Here is a 19152-nt window from a genome sequence, read left to right on the forward strand (position 1 = left end):
ACCATGACCACCGCACTCGTCATCGGCGCCGCGGGCGGGGTGGGCCGTGCCGTCGTCGCCCGCCTGATCGCCGACGGCACGGCCGTCATCGCCGCGGACCGAGATCCTGCCGTGCGCCAACTCGTAGGCGTGGCAGCCGCGTTCGAGGGCGACGCGACCGAAGACGCCCTGCTCGCCGCCGCTTTCGACGCGGCATCCGAGCCTGCATCGATCCTCGTACACGCGGTGCTCAGTGAACACCGGGCCCCACTGGAGGAGCTGGAGCCTCGCCATTGGCACCGGGTGTTCGACGAGGGGCTCGTGTCGGCGTGGCAAGCGGCCGCCGCACTGGTCCGGCGCAAGCCCGCCGGAGTGCCCGCGTCCATCGTCCTGACCGGCTCGGTGCACGCGCACGGTGCCGCGCCCGGCTTCGCCCCGTACGCCGTGGCCAAGGCGGGCCTCGGGGCGCTGGCCCGGGCGGCGGCCACCGAATGGGGGCACCTCGGGGTCCGTACCAACGTGGTCGAGCCCGGCTTCGTCGCAGTGCCGCGCAACGCCCACCGCTGGCGGGACCCGGGCGAGCGCGAACGCGTCCGAGCGGCATACCCGTTGGACCGCCTGTGCTCCCCCGAGGAGGTCGCCGAGGTGGTCGCCTTCCTTGCGGGGCCTGCGTCCTCGTACGTCAACGGGGTCTGCCTGCCCGTGGACGGCGGGGCTCTCGCCGTTCTGCCGGAGGTACATCTCAGCCGCCGGGAGGACAGGTAGGCGGTGACGCTGCCGGCGTGCCGGACCGGGACCAGGCAGATGCCCTCGCCGGGCTGGACCCGAACGGCGTCTCGAGCGGCGGCTGCACTTCAGCTCAACTGGGCTTCCGGTAGCTGGACTTACATGTCGACGGCTCGCCTCTTACGCACAAAGAGAACCAAGAAAGAGTCATGACATTGCAAAGGCAAACCCACTTAAGGGCAATATTGGTCAAGAGCATATAGCATGAGTCCGGTTTGACTCTTATCGGGTGACTCTTCAAGACTTCACCCCCATCTCCCCTTTATTTACAGGGGCATTACATGATGAAGAGAGCAAGTCGAACCAGCATGGACAACAGAGACATCACTCCTGCACGTGTGCGCGGGATCCTGGCCCGTGGCGTCGTCGCGACCACGGCGCTCGCCGCTGTGGTGGGTGTGGTCGCACCCACCACTGCGCTGGCGGCACCGAGCAACTCCGCCGCTGCGGCCAGCGCCATCGGCACAGACGAGAGCCAGCGCGTCTCTGCTGCGGCGGTCGTCGGCCTGGACGCCACCTGGGACGTGCTCCAGCGCAGCGACTTGGACTTCCTCCAGGAACTCTGGCGCAAGGCCCGAGAGGGTGGCGAGCGCTACGAGGCCGTGCGTATGGCAGCCGAAGAGGCCATGCTCAGCGCCGCCCCGGAAGACCATGTGCGGTTCATCGTCACGGGCATCCATGAGGCGTACGAGACCGACAAGAAGCGCGAGCAGGAACGTGAAGCGGCCGCGCGTGCGCAGCGGCTCGCCAAGTCCCAGGCGCTCATCGCGGTGGGCATTCCCAGCAGCCCCGACCTCTTGGCCCTGAGTGACGACAACTTCGTTCGCGCCGTCATGAAGCACGAAGCGGCGGGTCCGGAGGTCAAGACGGCCGCAGCGGCGGCGCTGGCCGGGGATGCGTCCGCCTGGCGCGAGTTCATCACCAACGGCGCACGCGAGGCCCATCAGCGCGACGTCGCCGAAGAGGTCAGGCAACTGCAGGAGAAGAATCGCGAGGAGGCCCAGCGACGCCAGGAACTCGCTGCTCGCAAGAGCGCCGCGGCGCTGTTCAACATCGTGCCGTCGGACGCCATGCTGAGCCTCAGCGACGACAACTTCATTCGCGAACTGCTGCGCCAGGCCGTCGCCGCCAACGGGCCCGAGCTCTATGCAGCCGCGCAGAAGGCCGCCCTCAGCTCCGCCCCCGCCGATTGGCGGGAGTTCATCCACACAGGAGCAGAGAAGGCCTACAAGGCCGACGCCGAAAAGCGCCGTCGGCAGGTGGCGGAGGCGAACAGGCTGCAGCTGAAGCAGCTCACGGCTCTCCTGAACAAGACCGGTGTGAACCCCTGGTTCGTGGCCAAGGCGAACAAGGCCCTGGTCGGAACCGACGAAGACGTGGTCGCGTTCCTCAAGAGCGAGAACCAGTACCGCGCGATGCGCCAGTCGCTGCAGCCCGCCTCGGGCAAGCCGGCGGGCTTCTTCCTCCGGCAGTCCCGGGTGGACGCCAACGAAGCGTTCGTGGCACCGGTCGCCGGCGCGAGCAAGCAGACCGACCGAGAGGACGCGACCTGGATCGTCGTGCCGTCCCTCGCCAAGAAGGCCGACTGCTACTCCTTCGAGTCGGCCCGCGACCGAGGCTCCTACCTGACGCTGAAGGGTCTGCGCGTCGTGGCCGCACCCCACGACGGCAGCGACGCCTCCGCCCAAGACGCCACGTGGTGCGCCCGCCCGGGCCTGTCCGGCTCCGGCAAGTCCTTCGAGTCGGCGAGTCAGCCGAAGCGCTGGCTGCGCCAGTTCGCCGGTGACGTCCTCGCAGCCGCCAAGGACGGCAAGAACCGGTTCGACGGAGGCAAGACCTTCGAACAGGACGTGACGTGGAAGCTGGCCGACCCGCTCGCGCCCTGACCCGTCCTGATCCGAACCCCCCTCTTCTCCAGAACGGAAAAACCCAGATGTCCCGGACCCTGCGAGCCACGCTGGCCCTCGGAGTCAGCGCCGCCGTGCTCTCCAGCGGTGCGACGATCGCCCACGCCGACCAGGCCACCACGGCCAAGGCCGGTGCAGCAGTGCAGCTGCGTGCGGAGCACAGCGGCCAGTGCCTCACCGTCGTGGACGGCAGTCTCCGCAACGGCGCCAACGCGGTGCAGTCCAAGTGCGACGGCAGTCTCCCCAACCAGCTCCTCACGTTGGAGCCGACCGGCTCTGCCTCCTTCGAGGTACGCATCGAGCACAGCGGCAAGTGCCTGGAAGTCGAGAACGCGGGTAAGCAGAACGGCGCCAATGTCCAGCAGTGGTGGTGCAGCGACGTACCGCAGCAGCGCTGGCGGCTGGTCATGGTCGATGTCGTCAACGAGACCTACGAACTGCGTCCCACCCACGCCACGGACCACTGCCTGGACATCGCCGACGGCAGCCTCAAGGACGGCGCGAACGCCCAGTCGTGGACCTGCAACAGCACCCCAGCTCAGCGCTGGACCATCCTGCCGGCCAAGTCCTGACACCTCCTCCCGCCCCGGCACCGGCAGCAGGCCGGCCGGGACGCGCCCCACACACGGTGCCTGTCAGCGTGCTCCCGCCGCATGCCAGGCACCCGCAATCGCACAGCAGAAAGAGAACCAACGATGGTACGGATGACCCGAGCCGCCCTGGCCGGTGTTGCGAGCGTCGCCGCCCTGGCGGCAGGCACCACCACGGCCCAAGCGGACCAGGCCACCCCCTTGGCAGCCGCGCCGGAGACCACTGCGCAGTTCCAGGTGATGCACAGCGGCAAGTGCCTTGAGATCAACAACGGCCAGGCGGACAACGGCCTGGCCGCACAGCAGTGGACCTGCGCCGCCGTTGTGGCCCAGCAGTGGCGCTTGGTCCCCGTCGCCGACTCCTCCTTCGAGCTGCGCTCCGCGGCCAGCGGCAAGTGCCTGGAGGTGGAGAACAGCGGGACTCAGGCCGGGGCCAGGGTCCAGCAGTGGACGTGTACCGGAGGCAAGCAGCAGCGCTGGCGGCTCGTGCTCGTCGACCAGGTCAACAAGGTGTTCCAACTTCGCCCCACGCATGTCGAGGACCGCTGCCTGGACGTCACGGGCGCCAAGGCGGACAACGGCATCAAGGCGCAGTCCTGGTACTGCAATCAGAGTGACGCCCAGCTGTGGCAGATCAAACCGGTCAAGTGAGGACCCCAGTGAGAACGCAGCGCTGGATTGCCCAGGCCGCTACGGTCGCCCTGTTGGCGTGTGGCGGCAGTCTTCTTGCGGGCACGGATCCCGTCCGGGCCGACTCACCGGTGCGCACAGTCATATCGAGTCGGACGGCGGCAGAACAACCGACCGACGCGGCAGCCGACTTGAAGGCAGCGGCGGCTGAAAGTGCCCGCGCCTACGTCCATTCGATCGCCGTGTCGAAGCTCCCCGCCGAGCTCCGCGTCTCCGCGTGGAACGCGCTGCGCAACTCACGTGGGGACGCGGCGATCACGGACTGGATCGCCCCCGGCGGCGGATACGCCTACACCAAGCAGCGCCTCAAGGACTCCCGGGTGCAGAACCGGACGTTTTGCGAGCGTGTGGTGAGTACGAACTCCGAGGAGTTCTCACCCGCGGTGCGCGCGGCGGCTCAGAAGGCCCTGAAGGGCACGGACGCCGACCGGGCCGCTTTCGTGAAGTCCGGCTACGCGTTGGCCCGGGAGCATGACCGCGTGACCCGTGAGGCCGATGCCCAGCGCCGGCAGGAAGTCGCCGCCGGCGACCGGGAGTTCGTCGGCACGCTCGCGACGCGGGCCCTGGGCGAGCAGGTGCGGGTGGCAGCCCAGTGGGCGGTCCGCCCCGGTGCCGCGGACGCGGACGTCGCCGAGTTCTACAACTACGGCTGGTCCACGGCAGGGGCGTTGGACCTGGAGGCCTACCGCCTCCACGTGACCGACACCGAGACAGTGCGTCGCGCCGGCCTGACCCAGCTGATCACACAGGCCCAGGCGGCCGAGGCGGCGGTCAGGAACGCCGTCGACGCGGCGAAGGCACGGGCCGAGGCGGAGGCTGCCTGGAAGGCGGTCTCCGAGCACGCGGATGCCGCGCAGAAGGCGTGGATCGCCGAGCAGGAGGCCGCGGCAGCCCAGGCGGAGAACTGGCGGAACATCGCCAAGGCCGCCAAGGAGTCCGCCAACGGCCTCTGGAAGGCGATCGGTGACCCGGCTGAGGCCAACGGGACGTCCTGGGCCGAGGAACAGGCAGCGGCGGCCGGATCGGCTCGCTTCTGGCAGGACATGTTCCAGCAGGCCAGGAACGCGGAGAACCGCGTCAAGGGCTGAGCGCACTACGTGTCCCGGGGTGCGGCCGGCCTGACCTGCCCGCCCGCCCCGGGCGCCCGCACATCGCGCCGTTCCAACCCTTCTTTCAAACTTCCTGACCCTCCCCGCGCGCACGGCGGTGACGCCGTGCGCGCGGGGAGTCTTTCCGATCTCAAAACGTGGGGGGATACATCCCGTGATTGACAGATTCCGGCGACGAGCCGGAAGACGACGCGGTCGGGTGACCGCGGCAGCGTCGGGTGCTCTGTCGGCGACGCTGGCCCTGGCCATCCTCGCCGGCTCGACCGGCGACGCGGCGGCCGCGACGACGGCCCGTGCCGAACAGGCCTCGCTGACCGAGACTCTGGCTTCGTTCGACCGCCTGGCCGCGTCGCTGCCGAAGGCGGCGACGGCACCGGCGGCTCCTGCGCCCTCGGAGCTGGACAAGGTGAGTGCCGAGCGTGACCGGCAACTCGTCGAGGACTACGCCGAGTTCGACGAGGAGGAGGAAGTCCGCGAGGCTGCGAGGAAGGCGCTCGACAGCAGCGACCCGAACGCCGTCAAGGAGTTCCTCGCGCACGGCGAAGCCGAGGCGCGCCAGCGTGCCAAGGACAAGGGTGCTGGCGCCGACGTCAAGAACCGTCAGCAGATCGAGGCGATGCGGGGCACCGGTGGGCCGGTGTTCAACGCCGAGGTCGAGCGTGTCCTGAAGGGCGACGCCAGGGCACGTGCGGATTTCCTCGCGTTCGGCGCGGACATCGCTCGCACGCAGGACAAGAAGAACGAGCAGAACGCCAAGGAGCGCGCGGCGGAACTGCGTAAGCGCGTCGAAATGCTCGTGGCTTCGGGCGGACCCGAGGTCAAGAAGGCCGCGGCGGCTGCCCTGGCCACGAACGACGACAAGGTCATCGCCGAATTCCTCGACAAGGGATACCTGGTCGCGGAGAACAAGGACGCCGCGGATCGGGCAGCTCACGAGAAGGCCCTGAAGGACGCACAGGAGGCCGCGGACAAGCTCCGCGACCTGGCCGAGAAGGCCGCCCGCGCCGCCGAGGCGCGTACGAAGCTGATTGCCGCGCACGGCGATGCGGTCAAGGCCCTCAAGGAAGCGTCCAACGCGATGACTTCCGCGGCCGGGCAGGCACGCCAAGCGGACCGGATGCTGTCTGCCGACCGTGCCGGCAAGGCGCTGTCCTCCTACGACGGAGTCAAGGCCGAGGCCGCGCGCCAGGTCACCATCGCCAACGACGCGGCCAGGGCGGCCAAGGTCGCGGCCGCGCAGGCGAAAGTCCAGGCGGACGTTCTCGTCGAGACCGGCCTGACCTACGGCACGCAGTGGTCCGACGTCGCCTCAGGTATCGCGGCAGCTGCTGAGGCAGCGGTCAAGGCCGGCCAGACCGCCCAGAAGGCGATCGAGGCCACCGAGGCCGACGCCAAGGGCCTGAACGCCAAGAACCAGGCCCAGTTGCACGAGCAGCAGGCCAAGGCGTGGCGAGCGAACGCCGTCGAGCACGCCAAGGTCGCGGCCTCGCTGGCCGACGCCGCCGGCAAGCAGGCCCAGATCGCGGCCGACGCGGCCTCCCGTACCAAGACGGCTCGCATCGCGGCCGAGAAGGCCGAGAAGGAGGCCTGGGAGCACGCGAAGAAGACCCGCGAGGCTCGGGAGGAAGCTCAGCGCCAGGCGAAGATCGCGGCCGAGCAGCGCGCGATCGCCGAACGCGAGCGCGATCTCGCGGCGCAGGCACGCGCCCGGGCCGAGAAGGAGCGGAACACCGCGGCGGCCGCACGAGCGCGTGCGGAGGCCGAGGCACGCACGGCTTCGGCGGCCCGAGCCGAGGCCCAGGCAGCCGGCGCCACAGCGGCACAGGCCCGCGCGCACGCCGCCGAGCAGGAAGGCATCGCGTCCAAGGCGGACGAGAATGCCCGAGGCGAAGAGACCAACGCCCGCAATGCCCGCGAAAAGGCTCACAAGGCTGAGCAGGATCACAACGCTAAGGAAGCCCGGGCACAGGCCACCGAGGCGATCGCGGCCAAGGTCCGCGGTACCGCGGACGCCGCTATGGCAGCGAACGCTGCGGAGTCGGCGCGGGCGGAAGCCAACACCGCCAAGACGGCAGCCGGTGAAGCCCGGGGCGCGGCCAACACGGCAAGCGGCGCGGCAGTACGCGCGCGGTCCGCGGCAACCGAGGCCGCAGGAGCGGCAGCTCGGGCACGGGCCGCAGCGGCAGAGGCAACGGCGCATGCTGCTCGCGCCAACGCGGCGGCGAACAAGGCCGAAGCAGCGGCTGCGGCCGCCAACGCTGCAGCGAACAAGGCCGAAGCGGAAGCCGCCAAGACCCACGCCGCGGCACAGCGCGCCAACGCGAGCGCGGCTGAAGCCACCTTGCAGGAAGCCCGCGCGGGCATGGCCGCCCACGAGTCCGCCCGCCTGGCAGGTCTGGCCGCGATCGAGGCGAACAACGCCCTGCAGGCCGCCAACCGCACCAAGGCAGAAGCCGAAGGCGCCACCCGTGAGGCCGCGATGGCCAAACTCCAGTCCGGTATCGCGGTGCAGGCCGCGAACGCTGCCCGCACGACCGCGGCCGGCATCGCAGACCCTGCCAACACCGCCATCGCGCTGACCGCGTCTTTCTCCGGCAAGGACATCGACGCGGACTTCGCGGCCCTGGTGGCCAAGGACGCCCTGGAGATGGGGCAGGAACAGGTCACTTCCGCCGAAGCGAAGGCGGCCGAGGCAGTCAAGGCCGCCGACTCCGCAGCGGCCGCTGCAAAGCGCGCAAGTGCCGAAGTGGCCCCGGCGTTCAAGGCAGCCGCGGACGCCGCACGGTCCTCCGCCAACGCCGCACGCTCGACCGCGGCAGCCATGAAGTCCGCCGCTCAAGCGGCAGAAGACGGAGCCAGGGCGAGAGCAGCGGCGGCACGGGCCATCGAGGCCGACGCCCAGGCCCAGGCCGACGCCAAACTCGCCCGCCAGAGCGCCAACCAGGCCTACGCGGACGCTGCGGCCGCACGCCAGGCAGCCAACCAGGCCGAGGCCGAGGCAGCACGAGCACGCGGCGCCGCGGCCGAAGCCGACCAGCACGCCTCCGCGGCTGCTGGCGCTGCTGACCTTGCCGAACAGGAGGCTGTGGTCGCCCAAGGCGTGGCAACACAGGCGGAGAAGGATGCCACCGACGCCGGCAAGCTCGCCGACTCCGCCGAAGAACACGCCAAGTCGGCGGAGACAGCCGCCAAGAACGCCGAAACCTACGCCAAGGAGGCCGACGAAGCAGCGAAGAAGGCCGAAGAGTACCAGCGCGAACAGGAACGCAAGCGCCGTGAGGAGGCCGTCGGGCAGGACGGCAAGGGCGGCGGTCCTGAACTGACCGCGCAGGAGAAGTGGGCGCTCCAGCAGTCGGGCATGTCGCCCGAGGAGTACGAGAAAGCTCGCGCACTCGCCAACAAGGACATCACGGACTTCTTGATCGAGAACGGCGGCCAGATCCTGGTCGACCTCCTTTTCGGAGACATCAAGGAGTGCTTGACCGAAGGCAATATCGAAAGCTGCGTCTGGGCGGTGATCGGCGCTCTTCCCGTAGGCAAGATGATCACCGTCCTCAAGAAGTCTCCGGAGATCGCCAAGGCCCTCACCCGCATCACCGGAGGAATCGGGAAGTTCCTGGAGGAGTCAGCTGCAGCGAAGAAGATCATCGGCAAAGGCAAGGAGGCCCTTCAGAAGCTCGAGAAGAGCCCCGTATGCCGGGTGAAGGCAAAGGCTAACAGTTTCACTCCGGAAACTCCCGTGCTGATGGCTGGCGGAGCACGCAAGCCGATCGGTGACGTCCGGGTCGGGCAGCAGGTGCTGGCCACAGATCCGGAATCCGGAAAAACAGAGGCGCGAACCGTCACTGACGTGATCGTCGGCACGGGGCAGAAAAACCTCGTCCAGATCACCATCGACACCGACGGAGAGGCCGGCAACGCTACAGGCGTGGTTACCGCCACAGGCGGCCACCCGTTCTGGGTGGCAGACCAGGGGCGTTGGTTGGCTGCCGCGGCGCTCAAGGCGGGCGACCAGCTGCGCACCCCTGACGGTGAGCTCCGCAAGGTCGTTGGCACGCGCTCGTGGACCGAGTTCCACACGGTGTACAACCTCACCGTCGATGGTCTCCACACGTACTATGTCCTGGCGGGCGCCACGCCGTTCCTGGTGCACAATTCAAATTACGCGTGGTGCACGGACGACGTGCGGATCGAAGAAGCTGACCTCATCGCCCAAGGACACGCGCAGAGCAAGCACGCGGGAGACTTCCCTGGCATGTCGGTGGACGATCTCGTCAAGCTCGCGCAGGACGTCATGACGAACCCATCGCGTACCAAGGATCTGGCCCGCGGACGGAAGGCCTACCTCGGAAAGGACGGGACGACCTTCGTAGTCCACAATCCGAACGCTGAGGACGCGGGATCGATCTACCGCCTGGATCCGACTAAGCTGGAAGACTATTGGGCAGGACTGGAATGACGTCTGAAGATGCGGTGGCGGCGGGCGAACTGCTTGCCGATAATGAGATCGCCCTGCTGCGACGCGCCCTCCTGGAGTGGTGCGGGCCGGCTCGATGCAGCGACCAACTGGCCGTCGGAATGGGGTTCACGGATGCGCAGCACCTGGTTGACCAGTGCCTCGCGCTTCGTAGCGCGCTCGCCTCGGATGATCCGATCTCTCCGGTGGAGTGGGCGCGTGTGCTGCTTGCGGTGGAGATCGTCTTCGCGAGCGACCTGATGGGGTCGGGAGTCGAATGGCCGACTACCACCGGACTCGACGATGAGCCGACCATCACCACGCTGCGCGTGATTCAGCGGAAGTTGGCCAGGACCATCCGGCCTTACTACGGGAAGACCCCGAGCGGTCACTGATCCCGGGAGCACCCGGCACCGCTGTCAATGAGGCAGGGCGGTCACTCTCACGAGTGACCGCCCTGCCTCATCTTTCTTGCGGGGCGTTGTCACGTTGTTGGGGGTGTGAGTGGTTGAGGGTCGGCTGCTATACCCCAACCAAAGCGCCGCGCTCACCGAGTCGGGTATGTCGTGGACATACCCCCTCCACATCTTGACCCCAGATAAACCCGCACACCGCTGCTGGCGCTCCGGCGGCAGACTTATGGAGAATCTTTAGCTGCTCCAGCAACAGTCTGGTGCATAAATCTAAGGTGAAGAAAGGGTGCGGGCTTCAGCTGGACCACGTCAGACAGGTGGCAGCCGATCCCACGGCATCGCCCCTCGCCTGACGGGGCGTCGGGGCGTCGGGGCGCCCGTCCAAGCTGAGCCCAGGCCGACCGGGTCGAGGGCTTCACGGCCCGCTGCTCCGCGGGGCTTCACGGCGCCCTCCGCGCTCGTGGTCAAACCCCCAGCTCGACGAGGGTCGGCGGGTCGGCGCCCTCGCGGGTGCACGTGAGCGCCGCCACGCGGGCCGCCAGGTCGAGGGCCGGGGCCAGCTCCGGTGTCGGGTCCGGGGCGGCGATGGCCCGGTGCAGCCTCTGGCGGGCCTGCTTCCCGGCAGCCGGACCGTGCCCCTCGGCGAGTAGCCCTCGCATCATCAGCCCGCTCAACAGACCCGCCATGAAGGCGTCTCCGGCACCCACCGTGTCCACCACCTCGACCTGCCGGCCAGGCACCACAAGGTCACCTCCGCGCCAGTAGGCGTGCGCGCCCTCTGCGCCCAGGGTGAGGACGACCAGCGCGGGCCCGGCGGTCGCCCACTCACGCGCGACGTCCGCGGGGGCGCGGGCGGGGTAGAGCCAGGCGAGGTCCTCCTCGCTCGCCTTCACCACGTCACTGAGCGAGACGAGTTGTTCGATGCGCGGCCGTTCCGCCGCTGGGCCGCGCAGCAGGGCGGGCCGCAGGTTCGGGTCGTAGGAGATGGTCGCCGAACCGTGGGCCTCCCGCACGGCAGCGAGCACGAGGTCCGCGCCCGGTGCCAGGGCCGTCGCGATGGACCCCGTGTGCAGATGGCTCGGCATGCCCACGAGGGTGGGCAGGATCGTGCTGCGCGCCGGTGCCCACCGGATGTCGAACTCGTACGTCGCCGACCCTGCGCGGTCGAGCCGGGCGGTCGCCGAGGAGGTGGTCCCGGCCTGCACCGAACCCTCCGTCAACCGGACCCCGCTCTCCGCGAGCCGGGCGTGCGTCTCCTTGCCGAGGGAGTCGCCACCGATGTGCGTCGCGAGCTGTGGGCGGCGTCCCAGTCGGCCCAGGCCCAGGGCGACGTTGGCGGGGCTGCCGCCGGGCCGGGCGACTTCGCTGCCGTCCGGCAGGACGAGGACGTCCATGAGGGCCTCGCCGATGACGAGCACGCCCGCGAGGGCTTCGGGTGTCACGGCGTGACCAGGATCTTCCGCCCGCGGCCCGCCTGGAACTGGGCGAGTGCGGCGGCGTAGTCCGTGAGCGGGAAACGGTGGCTGATGAAGACGTCCGGGTCGAGCACCCCGGCGGCGAACAGTTCGGCCGCACGCTCGTAGCTGTGCAGTACGGCCATGGAACCGGTGATGGTGATCTCCTGGTTGTAGATGCGGTACGGCTCGATCGTGGCCCGCGCCGCGTAGTCGGCCACCCCGAACTGGAGGTAGGTGCCACCCCGTGCGACGCGGCCGAGGGCGTCCTGGATCGCGCGTTCGCTGCCGGTCGCGTCGACGACGACGTCCCAGCCGCGCGGACGCTCGATCTCGTCGGCCGAGCCCACCGCGTGCGCACAACCCAACTGCCGTGCTGTGGCCAGGCGTTCGGGGTTGATGTCGACGATGTCGACGGTGGCCGCACCCGTTCGTTTGGCCAGTTCCATCATCATGAGGCCCATGGTTCCGGACCCGTAGATCAGTACGTGGCTGGCCAGTGCGGAGCGCAGCACGTCGTAGCCGCGTACGGCACACGAAAGGGGTTCGATGAGCGCCGCGTCCTCGGTCCGGATCCGGTCGGGCAGACGCACGCAGTTGGCTGCGGGGGCGACGGCGAACTCGGCGGCCGCTCCCCCGGTGGTGACGCCGATCGCCGCATAGCGCTCGCACAGGTTGTTGCGGCCGATCCGGCAGTAGTGGCACTCGTTGCAGTAGAGGGAAGGGTCGACGGCGACACGGTCGCCCAACGACAGGCCGTGTACCTCGGTGCCGACGCCGACGACCTCTCCGGCGAACTCATGGCCCGGAACGACGGGCAGGCTGGGGGCGAACTCGCCCTGGAGTATGTGCAGATCGGTGCCGCACAGGCCGCACGCGGCGACCTGGATCACCACTTCCCGGGGCCCCGGCACCGGATCGTCGACCGTCTCGATCGTCACGACGCCGGGCGAGCTGATCACGGCTGCTTTCACTTTACTGCTCCGAGGGACAGGCCCTGGACGAGCTTGTCCTGGGCGGCGAAGCCGGCGACGAGAACCGGCAGGGAGACGCAGACGGCGGCCGCGCACACCTTGGCCAGGAACAGGCCCTGGCTGGTGACGAAGCCGGTGAGGAACACGGGTGCGGTACCGGCCACGACACCGGTCAGCACCCGGGCGAACAGAAGCTCGTTCCAGCTGAAGATGAAGGAGATCAGAGCCGTCGCGGCGATGCCGGGAGCGGCCACGGGAGCCACGATCCGCACCAGGACGGTGAGCAGTCCGGCCCCGTCGATGGAAGCGGCTTCCAGGATCTCGACCGGGACCTCGGCCAGGAAGGAGCGCATCATCCACACCGCGATCGGGAGGTTCATCGAGGTGTAGAGGATGACCAGGAGCCAGACGCTGTCGAGCATTCCGGCGTTCTTGGCGATCAGGTAGACGGGCAGCAGGCCCGCGACGGCGGGGAGCATCTTCGTCGAGAGGAAGAAGAACAGGACGTCGGTCCATTTGCGGACCGGTTTGATGGACAGGGCGTAGGCGGCGGGTATGGCCAGTGCGAGCACGAGCAGGGTCGACGTGACGCTGGCGGTGAGGGAGTTGACGAGCGGCGGCCACGGGCTGACGCCGGTGCTCGCGCCGAAGAACTCGCGATAGCCCTGGAGGGTGAGTGCGGCACCGACGCTGGGCGGGTTCGTCGCCGCGTCGGCCTCCCCGTGGAACGAGGTGAGCACCATCCAGGCGAACGGCAGGAAGAAGAACAGGCCGCAGAACCAGGCGAGGAATCCCCAGATGCCGCGGCACAGGAGCCCGGTCGCGGCGCGTCCCTCTTGAGCGGTCACAGCGCCCCCTCCTTGAACAGCGACGAGACGGTGCGCAGCGCAAAGGTGGCGATGACCATGGTGCAGGCGACGACGATGACGCCTTCGGCCGAGGCCTGGCCGTAATCGTGCGCCTGGTAGAAGGTCTCGTAGACGGTGTACGGCAGGTTGGCGGTGCCGAGGCCGCCGGAGGTCAGGGTGAAGACCGCGTCGAAGTTCTGAACGACGTAGATGCTGCCCAGCAGAGCGGCGAGCTCCAGGTAACAGCGCAAGTGGGGAAAGGTGAGCTGCCGGAAGACCTGCCAGGTGCTCGCCCCGTCCACTCGGGCCGCCTCGACGATGTCCGGCGACCGGCTCTGCAGCCCGGCCAGCAGGATCAACATCATGAACGGGGTCCACTGCCAGATCAGTGACGCTTCGACGGCGATGAGCGGGATGGCCGACAGCCAGTCGGGCTGAGGAGCGCTGTCGCTGCCGAACAGCTGCCACAGCCAGGTCAGGGTGCCGTTGACGAACCCGTACGAGGCGTTGTAGAGGGCGTGTTTCCACAGCAGCGCGGAGGCGACCGGCACGACGAGGAAGGGAGCGATGAGGAGCGTGCGCACGATGCCCCGACCGGGGAACTTCCGGTCGAGGAGGAGGGCGAGCCCGAGTCCGAGGAGCAGACTCACCAGTACCACGGCGGCGGTCAGGACGACCGTGGTGACCAGCGAGGAGCGGAGACCCGGATCGGTCACCGCCGCTTTGTAATTGGCGAAGCCACCGAAGCCTCGGTCGTCGGGGGCGAGCGCGTTCCACCGCATGAAGGAGATCACCAGGGTGCCCACGAACGGCAGTTGGGTCACCACGACGAGGAAGACGAGCGCCGGAAGCAAGGGGGCGCGGCGCGACCAGGACCCACGCGGCCGGCCGGCCCGTCGTCGTGATGCTCCGGATCGTGCGCCCCGCTCCACCCGGGCCATGGCCTGCACGCCCACGTCACTGCCCCCGGTGCTTGTCGGCGACCGCTTCGGCGCGTGCCTGGCCCGCCTTGAGGGCATCGGCGACACCGACCCTTCCGGCGATCGCGGCACTGATCTGCTGGGAGACCTGGGTGCCGAGGTCGGTGAACTCCGGGATGCCGACGAACTGGATGCCGGGTGCGGGCCTGGGCTGGACTCCTGGGTTGAGGGGGTCCACGGAGGTGAGGGCGTTCTTCGTGGCGGCGGCGAACGCGGTGGCGGCGGCGACGTACTTCTTGTTCGCGTAGGTCGAGGTGCGTTTGCCGGCTGGGATCCGGGACCATCCGAGCCGCTCTCCGACCAACTGCTCGTAATCCTTGCCGGACGCCCAGGAGATGAACTTCCAGGCGTCGTCCTGCTTCTTGCTCGCCTTCTGTACGCCCCAGGCCCAGGTGTAGAGCCATCCCGAACTCTTGGTCCGCTCGACCGGGGCGGGTACGTACCCCACCTTGCCCGCCACGGGTGATCCGCTCGCCTCCAGGGCCCCGGCCGCCGAGGTGGCGTCGTACCACATGGCGACCTTGCCCTGGGTCATGTCGTTCAGACACTCGGTGAACCCGGCCTGCGACGCCCCCGCTTCACCGTGCGCACGCACCAGGTTCACGTAGAAGGTGACGGCCTTGGTGAACTCGGGGCTGTCGACCTGGGCGTGCCAGTCCTTGTCGAACCACGTGCCGCCCATGGTGTTGACGACGGTGGTGACCGGTGCCATCACCTCGCCCCAGCCGGGCTGCCCGCGCAGACAGATGCCTTTCATCCCGGGCTGGGCACCGTCGGCCCTGGCCGCGAGGTCGGCGACCTGCGCCCAGGTCGGGTGGTCGGGCATCGTCAGTTTCTTCGCCGCGAAGACGTCCTTGCGGTACATGAGGAACGAGGACTCGCCGTAGAAGGGCTCGGCGTAGATCTGGCCCGATGCGGTCAGGGATTCCCGGATGGAAGGCAGGATGTCGCCCTGGTCGAAGGAGCTGTCGGCCTTCGCCCGGTCGGAGAGCGGGGCGAGCCAGCCGTTCTTGGCGTACATGGGTGTCTCGTAGTTGCTGATGGTGGCGATGTCGTACTGACCGGCCTGGCTCGCGAAGTCCTGACTGATCTTGTCGCGTACGTCGTTCTCGGGCAGGACCGTGAAGTTGACGGTGATTCCGGTGGACTTGGTGAAGTGGTCGACGGTGAGCTTCTGGAGGTCCGCCATCTGTGGGTTGTTGACCATCAGGACGTTGATGGAGTGGGTGCCGGAGCCCCCGCCCGCCCCGCCGGCGCCCGCGCACGCGGCCAGCAGCGCGCAGCAGAGGGCCGCGGTCGCGGCATGGGCGGTGTGCCTGCTTGTCCTCACGTGGATCATTCCTTCCCTCGTGCCAAGGGCATGCCGAGGACAGCCCGGGCGCCTTCTGGCTCCGCTGTACGTGGAACGTCGCGCTCCGGGTCAGACCCGGATGACTTGCGGGCCGAGCATGGAGTAGCGGTGGGCCTCGGCGGTGGACAGACCGGTGTCGGTGACGATCGTTTCGAAGTCGGAGATCTCGGCGAACCGGCAGAAGCTGCTGGCGCCGAACTTGCCGTGGTGCCCCATGAAGACGCGTCGCCGGGAGACGCCCAGGGCCTTCGCCTTGACGTCGGCCACGGCCGGGTCGGGTGTGGTCAGTCCGAACTCGCGCGAGATGCCGTTGGATCCGAGGTACGCGAGGTCGATGACGAAGCCAGACAGCATCGAGCAGGCCCAGGCGCCAACGGTGGCGAGGGTTCGGGCGCGGACCCGTCCTCCGAGCAGCAACACGGTGGTGTGCGCAGACTCGGTGACGGCGGCCGCCGTGGACAGCGAGGCGGTGATCACGGTCAACGGGCGGTCGGTGGGCAGGAGGGAGGCGAGGAGCTGGGGCGTGTAGCCCTCGTCCACGAACACCGTTTCCGCGCCGGCGAGCAACTTCACCGCCTCGGCTGCGATGCGTCGCTTGTCCTCGACGTGCAGGGTCACCCGCTGGGCGAGGTTGGTCTCGAATCCCGCGCTCTCCACCGGATAGGCGCCGCCGTGTGTACGCCGCACCAGGCCCCGGCGTTCCAGTTCGCTGAGGTCCCGCCGGATGGTCTCGGGTGCCACCCCGAAGTCCGCCGCCACCACCGCGACCTCCACCCGGCCGTCCTGGCGTGCCAGGGTCAGCAGTCTGTGGTGCCGCTCCTGTGAACGCATCCCAACTACCTTCCCTTCACGGCCCGTTCGGGCAGCCGACGCCCGAATGGACACCCGCCAAGATTTATACCGCCGCAGCGGTCGGGGAGACCGGCCCGTTCCAGGCCCCGGCTCGCCCGGATCTGCCCGTTTACCCGGCGGTCCAATCGCAGGTCACACGCCCCGAGTTGCTGCTCGGAGTCCGCGCGAATGCCCGTCGACGTCGGATCGGCTGCCCAACCGGACGGCTCGGAGGCGGCTGCAGCACCCCATGAGGGCCGGCGCATCAGGCGAACTCGGCTGCCCTACGGGAAGGGACTCCCCCGGCAGGTCCGCACCGCGTCCGCCGATCCCAGCCACTCACCACACCCGGCGCCCTCGCCGTGGCGGGGCGCTCGTGGCCCCGTTCGAGCATCGCCTAGAGGCAACCGAGCCCGAGACGGCCCTGCGCGATGCCCGTTCGGGCACCGCACTGGGCCGAGGCAACCAGCGGGCAGGCCGGGTGCCCGTCGCCCACCAGGAAACGGTGACCCCGATCCCTCCGGCTGTGCCGTCGGCGCCTTCACCGCGCAGGTTCACCGGGTTGCCGGGGCGGTGACGGAATGCCTCGGTCACCCCTTCTGCCCTTCTGCTCTACGGTGGAGACATGGAGCTTTCGGCGAAGATGATCACGATTGACTGCGCGGAGCCCCGGGAGCTCGCCGACTGGTGGGCGGGGGCGCTGGGAGTCGAAGTCGCCCAGGACTTCGGCGAGTTCGTCGTCCTCGCGGCCCAGCCACTCGTCCTGGGGTTCCAGCGGGTGCCCGAGGAGAAGGTGGGCAAGAACCGCATCCATGTCGACTTCACCTCTCCGGACCGCAAGGGCGACGTGGATCGGCTGGTGAAGATGGGGGCGACGATCGTCGGCGAGCACACTGCGCCCGGCCTTGCGTGGACCACCCTGCAAGACCCTGCCGGAAACGAGTTCTGCGTCTCCGGCTGACGCGTGGCCTGTTGATCGGCTTGATAGGCGGCCGTGGCCCCGCGGCGCGCGTGCTCCGCGCAGCTGAGGTCACTGGCTCGGGGCGGTACCACCACCAGAGGCTTCGGCACCGGATTCAACGGCGCGCCCGGGGGCACCCTGAGATCCATGACGACCGGGGGCCATTGCCTGCAACTACCTTGTGCAGGGGCACGATTCGGTGACCGGTCATCCGGCTTTAGGAGACCTCGGTGACACTCTTTGGGACCCTCGCCACTGACCGGCCGGACGGCCCCTCTTGGTCGCCCTACCTCGCGATAGGACTCTTCACCGTGGCAGCCGTTGTGGCCGGCCTGCTGTACACCAGAAGTCGACGGAAGTGATGCGCCCCGCGGGGCGGCGTCACCGAGCGTCCCACGGGGCTTCCCACACTCGAAAGGCGTGACGTGCACATACTTGTCGGGCTGGTCATCGCGGTGCTCGGCGCAACGACGGCCGTCTTCGGCCCGAAGTTCGCGAAGGACGTCGGAACGCGCCGAGCGCGCCTGTTCGACGACTCCAACACCGTTGCCTTCCGGCTGATCGGATCGGTCGTCGCCATACTGGGAGTCCTTTACGCGGCCGGGGTGGTCGGTAGGGGGTAGCTTCCCGGCGGATGTGCCGACGCGTGCACCAGGGTCCGCCGGCCCGTCCCGGGCAGGGCATCCGCACTGTCCCGTCTCCGCAACGCGTTGCTCCTCGCCGCCGGAGAGGACGCGGGGGCGGTGGTCCGGCCGACTGTCGAGGCCGACCCGGTCGAGGGCTTCGCGGGCCGCGTCCCTGCGACACTCCGTCGGCGCGCCGCTGTAGGGGTGCGAGCGAGATACGCGCCACGGGGGCAACAGGATGACTCGACGGCTTGAGCGCCGGGCCCGTCCCGTAGTTCGGAGGGAACCCGTGCTGTTCTGCCGGTGGCAGAACACCGGCCGGACCGGGCCGTGCTGTTCTGCCGGTGGCAGAACACCGGCCGGGCCGGGCTCGACGATCACTACAGTCCAGAGCCATGACGAGGATGACGACGCGCACCATCGAGTATTCGGCCGACGGCCTGACGATGACCGGGCACCTCGCGCTCCCGGCCGGTGTCGACCGCAGGCCCGCGGTGCTGGTCGGACCCGAGGGCATGGGGCTCAGCGACGTCGAGCGCCGCCGGGCCGATGCCCTCGCCGAGCTGGGATATGTGGCGCTGGCTTTCGACCTGCACGGCGGGCGCTATCTGGGCGACCCCGAGGAGATGCTGGCCCGTTGCATGCCGCTGCTCGCTGATCCCGACCGCATGCGCGGGATCGGCCATGCGGCGCTCGACGTATTGCGCAGCGAGCCCCGGACCGACCCCGACCGGATCGCCGCCATCGGCTACGGCACCGGGGGTGCCATCGGTCTGGAACTCGGGCGCAACGGCGTCGACCTGCGCGCGATCGGCACGGTCAACGCGACCACCACGGGCCGACCGGGCGAGGCGGCGCGCATTCGCTGCCCGGTGTGGGCCGGGGTCGGGTCGGAAGACCCGATCATGCCACCCGCGCAACGCGACGCGTTCGCCGCCGAGATGCAGGCCGCGGGCGTCGACTGGCGCCTCACGGTCTACGGCGGAGCCCTGCACGCCTTCCACCACCCGCCGGTCGACCACCCCGTGGTGCCCGGCGTCGGCTACCACCCACAGCACGCGCAGCGCGCGTGGCACGATGTCGTCGGCCTGCTCGCCGAGTGCATGCCCGTGGTTGAGCACCTGGGGGCGTGACCCGGGCAGGAACATCCCGCTCAAGCTCACCGGCCCAGGCTCGGCAGCCTTCGCCCGCGCCTTC

The 19152-nt window shown here is 69.2% G+C and carries 16 protein-coding genes; 10 read left to right on the top strand and 6 right to left on the bottom strand.

Annotated features, from left to right (window positions below; genetic code table 11):
* Nucleotides 1-3 precede the first annotated feature (3 nt).
* From IE267_RS34770 to IE267_RS34800, 7 genes are all read left to right on the top strand, one after another.
* Nucleotides 4-744: an SDR family NAD(P)-dependent oxidoreductase gene (locus tag IE267_RS34770; protein WP_189765958.1), complete on the top strand. Its 741-nt coding sequence runs from the start codon at nucleotides 4-6 to the stop codon at nucleotides 742-744.
* 329 nt (nucleotides 745-1073) lie between these two features.
* Nucleotides 1074-2651: an AbfB domain-containing protein gene (locus tag IE267_RS34775; RefSeq protein ID WP_167151217.1), complete on the top strand. Its 1578-nt coding sequence runs from the start codon at nucleotides 1074-1076 to the stop codon at nucleotides 2649-2651.
* Between the two features lie 47 nt (nucleotides 2652-2698).
* Nucleotides 2699-3244 (top strand): RICIN domain-containing protein, encoded by a 546-nt coding sequence (locus IE267_RS34780; RefSeq protein WP_167151220.1) that lies wholly within the window; start codon nucleotides 2699-2701, stop codon nucleotides 3242-3244.
* Nucleotides 3245-3376: 132 nt separating this feature from the next.
* Nucleotides 3377-3913, top strand: coding sequence for an RICIN domain-containing protein (locus IE267_RS34785; RefSeq protein WP_167151222.1), 537 nt, complete (start codon nucleotides 3377-3379; stop codon nucleotides 3911-3913).
* A gap of 221 nt (nucleotides 3914-4134) precedes the next feature.
* Nucleotides 4135-5040, top strand: a complete 906-nt coding sequence (locus tag IE267_RS34790) for an ALF repeat-containing protein (protein WP_229861601.1) — start codon at nucleotides 4135-4137, stop codon at nucleotides 5038-5040.
* A 220-nt stretch (nucleotides 5041-5260) separates the two neighbouring features.
* Nucleotides 5261-9520, top strand: a complete 4260-nt coding sequence (locus IE267_RS34795; RefSeq protein ID WP_189765960.1) for a polymorphic toxin-type HINT domain-containing protein — start codon at nucleotides 5261-5263, stop codon at nucleotides 9518-9520.
* Complete coding sequence (locus IE267_RS34800) at nucleotides 9517-9912, top strand: hypothetical protein (protein ID WP_189765961.1); 396 nt, start codon at nucleotides 9517-9519, stop codon at nucleotides 9910-9912. Before IE267_RS34795 ends, IE267_RS34800 begins: the two co-directional genes overlap by 4 nt.
* Before the next feature lie 482 nt (nucleotides 9913-10394).
* Here the strand turns inward: IE267_RS34800 and IE267_RS34805 are convergent, their stop codons facing one another.
* From IE267_RS34805 to IE267_RS34830, 6 genes are all read right to left on the bottom strand, one after another.
* Nucleotides 10395-11372 (bottom strand): carbohydrate kinase family protein, encoded by a 978-nt coding sequence (locus tag IE267_RS34805; protein ID WP_268251624.1) that lies wholly within the window; start codon nucleotides 11370-11372, stop codon nucleotides 10395-10397.
* Nucleotides 11369-12358 (bottom strand): zinc-dependent alcohol dehydrogenase family protein, encoded by a 990-nt coding sequence (locus IE267_RS34810; protein WP_167151229.1) that lies wholly within the window; start codon nucleotides 12356-12358, stop codon nucleotides 11369-11371. The genes IE267_RS34805 and IE267_RS34810 overlap by 4 nt, the downstream gene beginning before the upstream one ends.
* Nucleotides 12355-13206, bottom strand: coding sequence for a carbohydrate ABC transporter permease (locus IE267_RS34815; RefSeq protein ID WP_373304628.1), 852 nt, complete (start codon nucleotides 13204-13206; stop codon nucleotides 12355-12357). The genes IE267_RS34810 and IE267_RS34815 overlap by 4 nt, the downstream gene beginning before the upstream one ends.
* Nucleotides 13203-14147 carry a carbohydrate ABC transporter permease gene (locus tag IE267_RS34820; RefSeq protein WP_189766037.1) on the bottom strand — a complete coding sequence of 315 codons (945 nt, stop codon included), beginning with the start codon at nucleotides 14145-14147 and terminating at the stop codon, nucleotides 13203-13205. The genes IE267_RS34815 and IE267_RS34820 overlap by 4 nt, the downstream gene beginning before the upstream one ends.
* 16 nt (nucleotides 14148-14163) lie before the next feature.
* Nucleotides 14164-15525 (bottom strand): ABC transporter substrate-binding protein, encoded by a 1362-nt coding sequence (locus IE267_RS34825; RefSeq protein WP_189765962.1) that lies wholly within the window; start codon nucleotides 15523-15525, stop codon nucleotides 14164-14166.
* An 81-nt stretch (nucleotides 15526-15606) separates the two neighbouring features.
* A complete protein-coding gene (locus IE267_RS34830) occupies nucleotides 15607-16368 on the bottom strand; it encodes a DeoR/GlpR family DNA-binding transcription regulator (protein ID WP_161249160.1) in 762 nt (253 codons plus the stop codon).
* A gap of 625 nt (nucleotides 16369-16993) precedes the next feature.
* On the opposite strand from IE267_RS34830, the gene IE267_RS34835 reads away from it, so the two are divergent.
* The 3 genes from IE267_RS34835 (at nucleotide 16994) to IE267_RS34845 (ending at nucleotide 19088) form a co-directional block, all read left to right on the top strand.
* Nucleotides 16994-17329: a VOC family protein gene (locus IE267_RS34835; RefSeq protein ID WP_167151233.1), complete on the top strand. Its 336-nt coding sequence runs from the start codon at nucleotides 16994-16996 to the stop codon at nucleotides 17327-17329.
* 425 nt (nucleotides 17330-17754) lie between these two features.
* Nucleotides 17755-17952: a 6TM ABC transporter family protein gene (locus IE267_RS34840; protein ID WP_189765963.1), complete on the top strand. Its 198-nt coding sequence runs from the start codon at nucleotides 17755-17757 to the stop codon at nucleotides 17950-17952.
* 398 nt (nucleotides 17953-18350) lie between these two features.
* Nucleotides 18351-19088 (top strand): dienelactone hydrolase family protein, encoded by a 738-nt coding sequence (locus IE267_RS34845; protein WP_189765964.1) that lies wholly within the window; start codon nucleotides 18351-18353, stop codon nucleotides 19086-19088.
* Nucleotides 19089-19152: the final 64 nt, after the last annotated feature.

The sequence above is a fragment of the Streptomyces xanthochromogenes genome (genome assembly GCF_014650455.1).
Lineage (GTDB): Bacteria > Actinomycetota > Actinomycetes > Streptomycetales > Streptomycetaceae > Streptomyces > Streptomyces xanthochromogenes.

Excerpts from the sequence above, each read along its gene's own strand:
- IE267_RS34770 (WP_189765958.1), top strand. The coding sequence starts at position 4 with ATGACCACCGCACTCGTCATCGGCGCCGCGGGCGGGGTGGGCCGTGCC.
- IE267_RS34775 (WP_167151217.1), top strand. The coding sequence starts at position 1,074 with ATGGACAACAGAGACATCACTCCTGCACGTGTGCGCGGGATCCTGGCC.
- IE267_RS34780 (WP_167151220.1), top strand. The coding sequence starts at position 2,699 with ATGTCCCGGACCCTGCGAGCCACGCTGGCCCTCGGAGTCAGCGCCGCC.
- IE267_RS34785 (WP_167151222.1), top strand. The coding sequence starts at position 3,377 with ATGACCCGAGCCGCCCTGGCCGGTGTTGCGAGCGTCGCCGCCCTGGCG.
- IE267_RS34800 (WP_189765961.1), top strand. The coding sequence starts at position 9,517 with ATGACGTCTGAAGATGCGGTGGCGGCGGGCGAACTGCTTGCCGATAAT.
- IE267_RS34820 (WP_189766037.1), bottom strand. The coding sequence starts at position 14,147 with ATGGCCCGGGTGGAGCGGGGCGCACGATCCGGAGCATCACGACGACGG.
- IE267_RS34825 (WP_189765962.1), bottom strand. The coding sequence starts at position 15,525 with ATGATCCACGTGAGGACAAGCAGGCACACCGCCCATGCCGCGACCGCG.
- IE267_RS34830 (WP_161249160.1), bottom strand. The coding sequence starts at position 16,368 with ATGCGTTCACAGGAGCGGCACCACAGACTGCTGACCCTGGCACGCCAG.
- IE267_RS34835 (WP_167151233.1), top strand. The coding sequence starts at position 16,994 with ATGGAGCTTTCGGCGAAGATGATCACGATTGACTGCGCGGAGCCCCGG.
- IE267_RS34845 (WP_189765964.1), top strand. The coding sequence starts at position 18,351 with ATGACGAGGATGACGACGCGCACCATCGAGTATTCGGCCGACGGCCTG.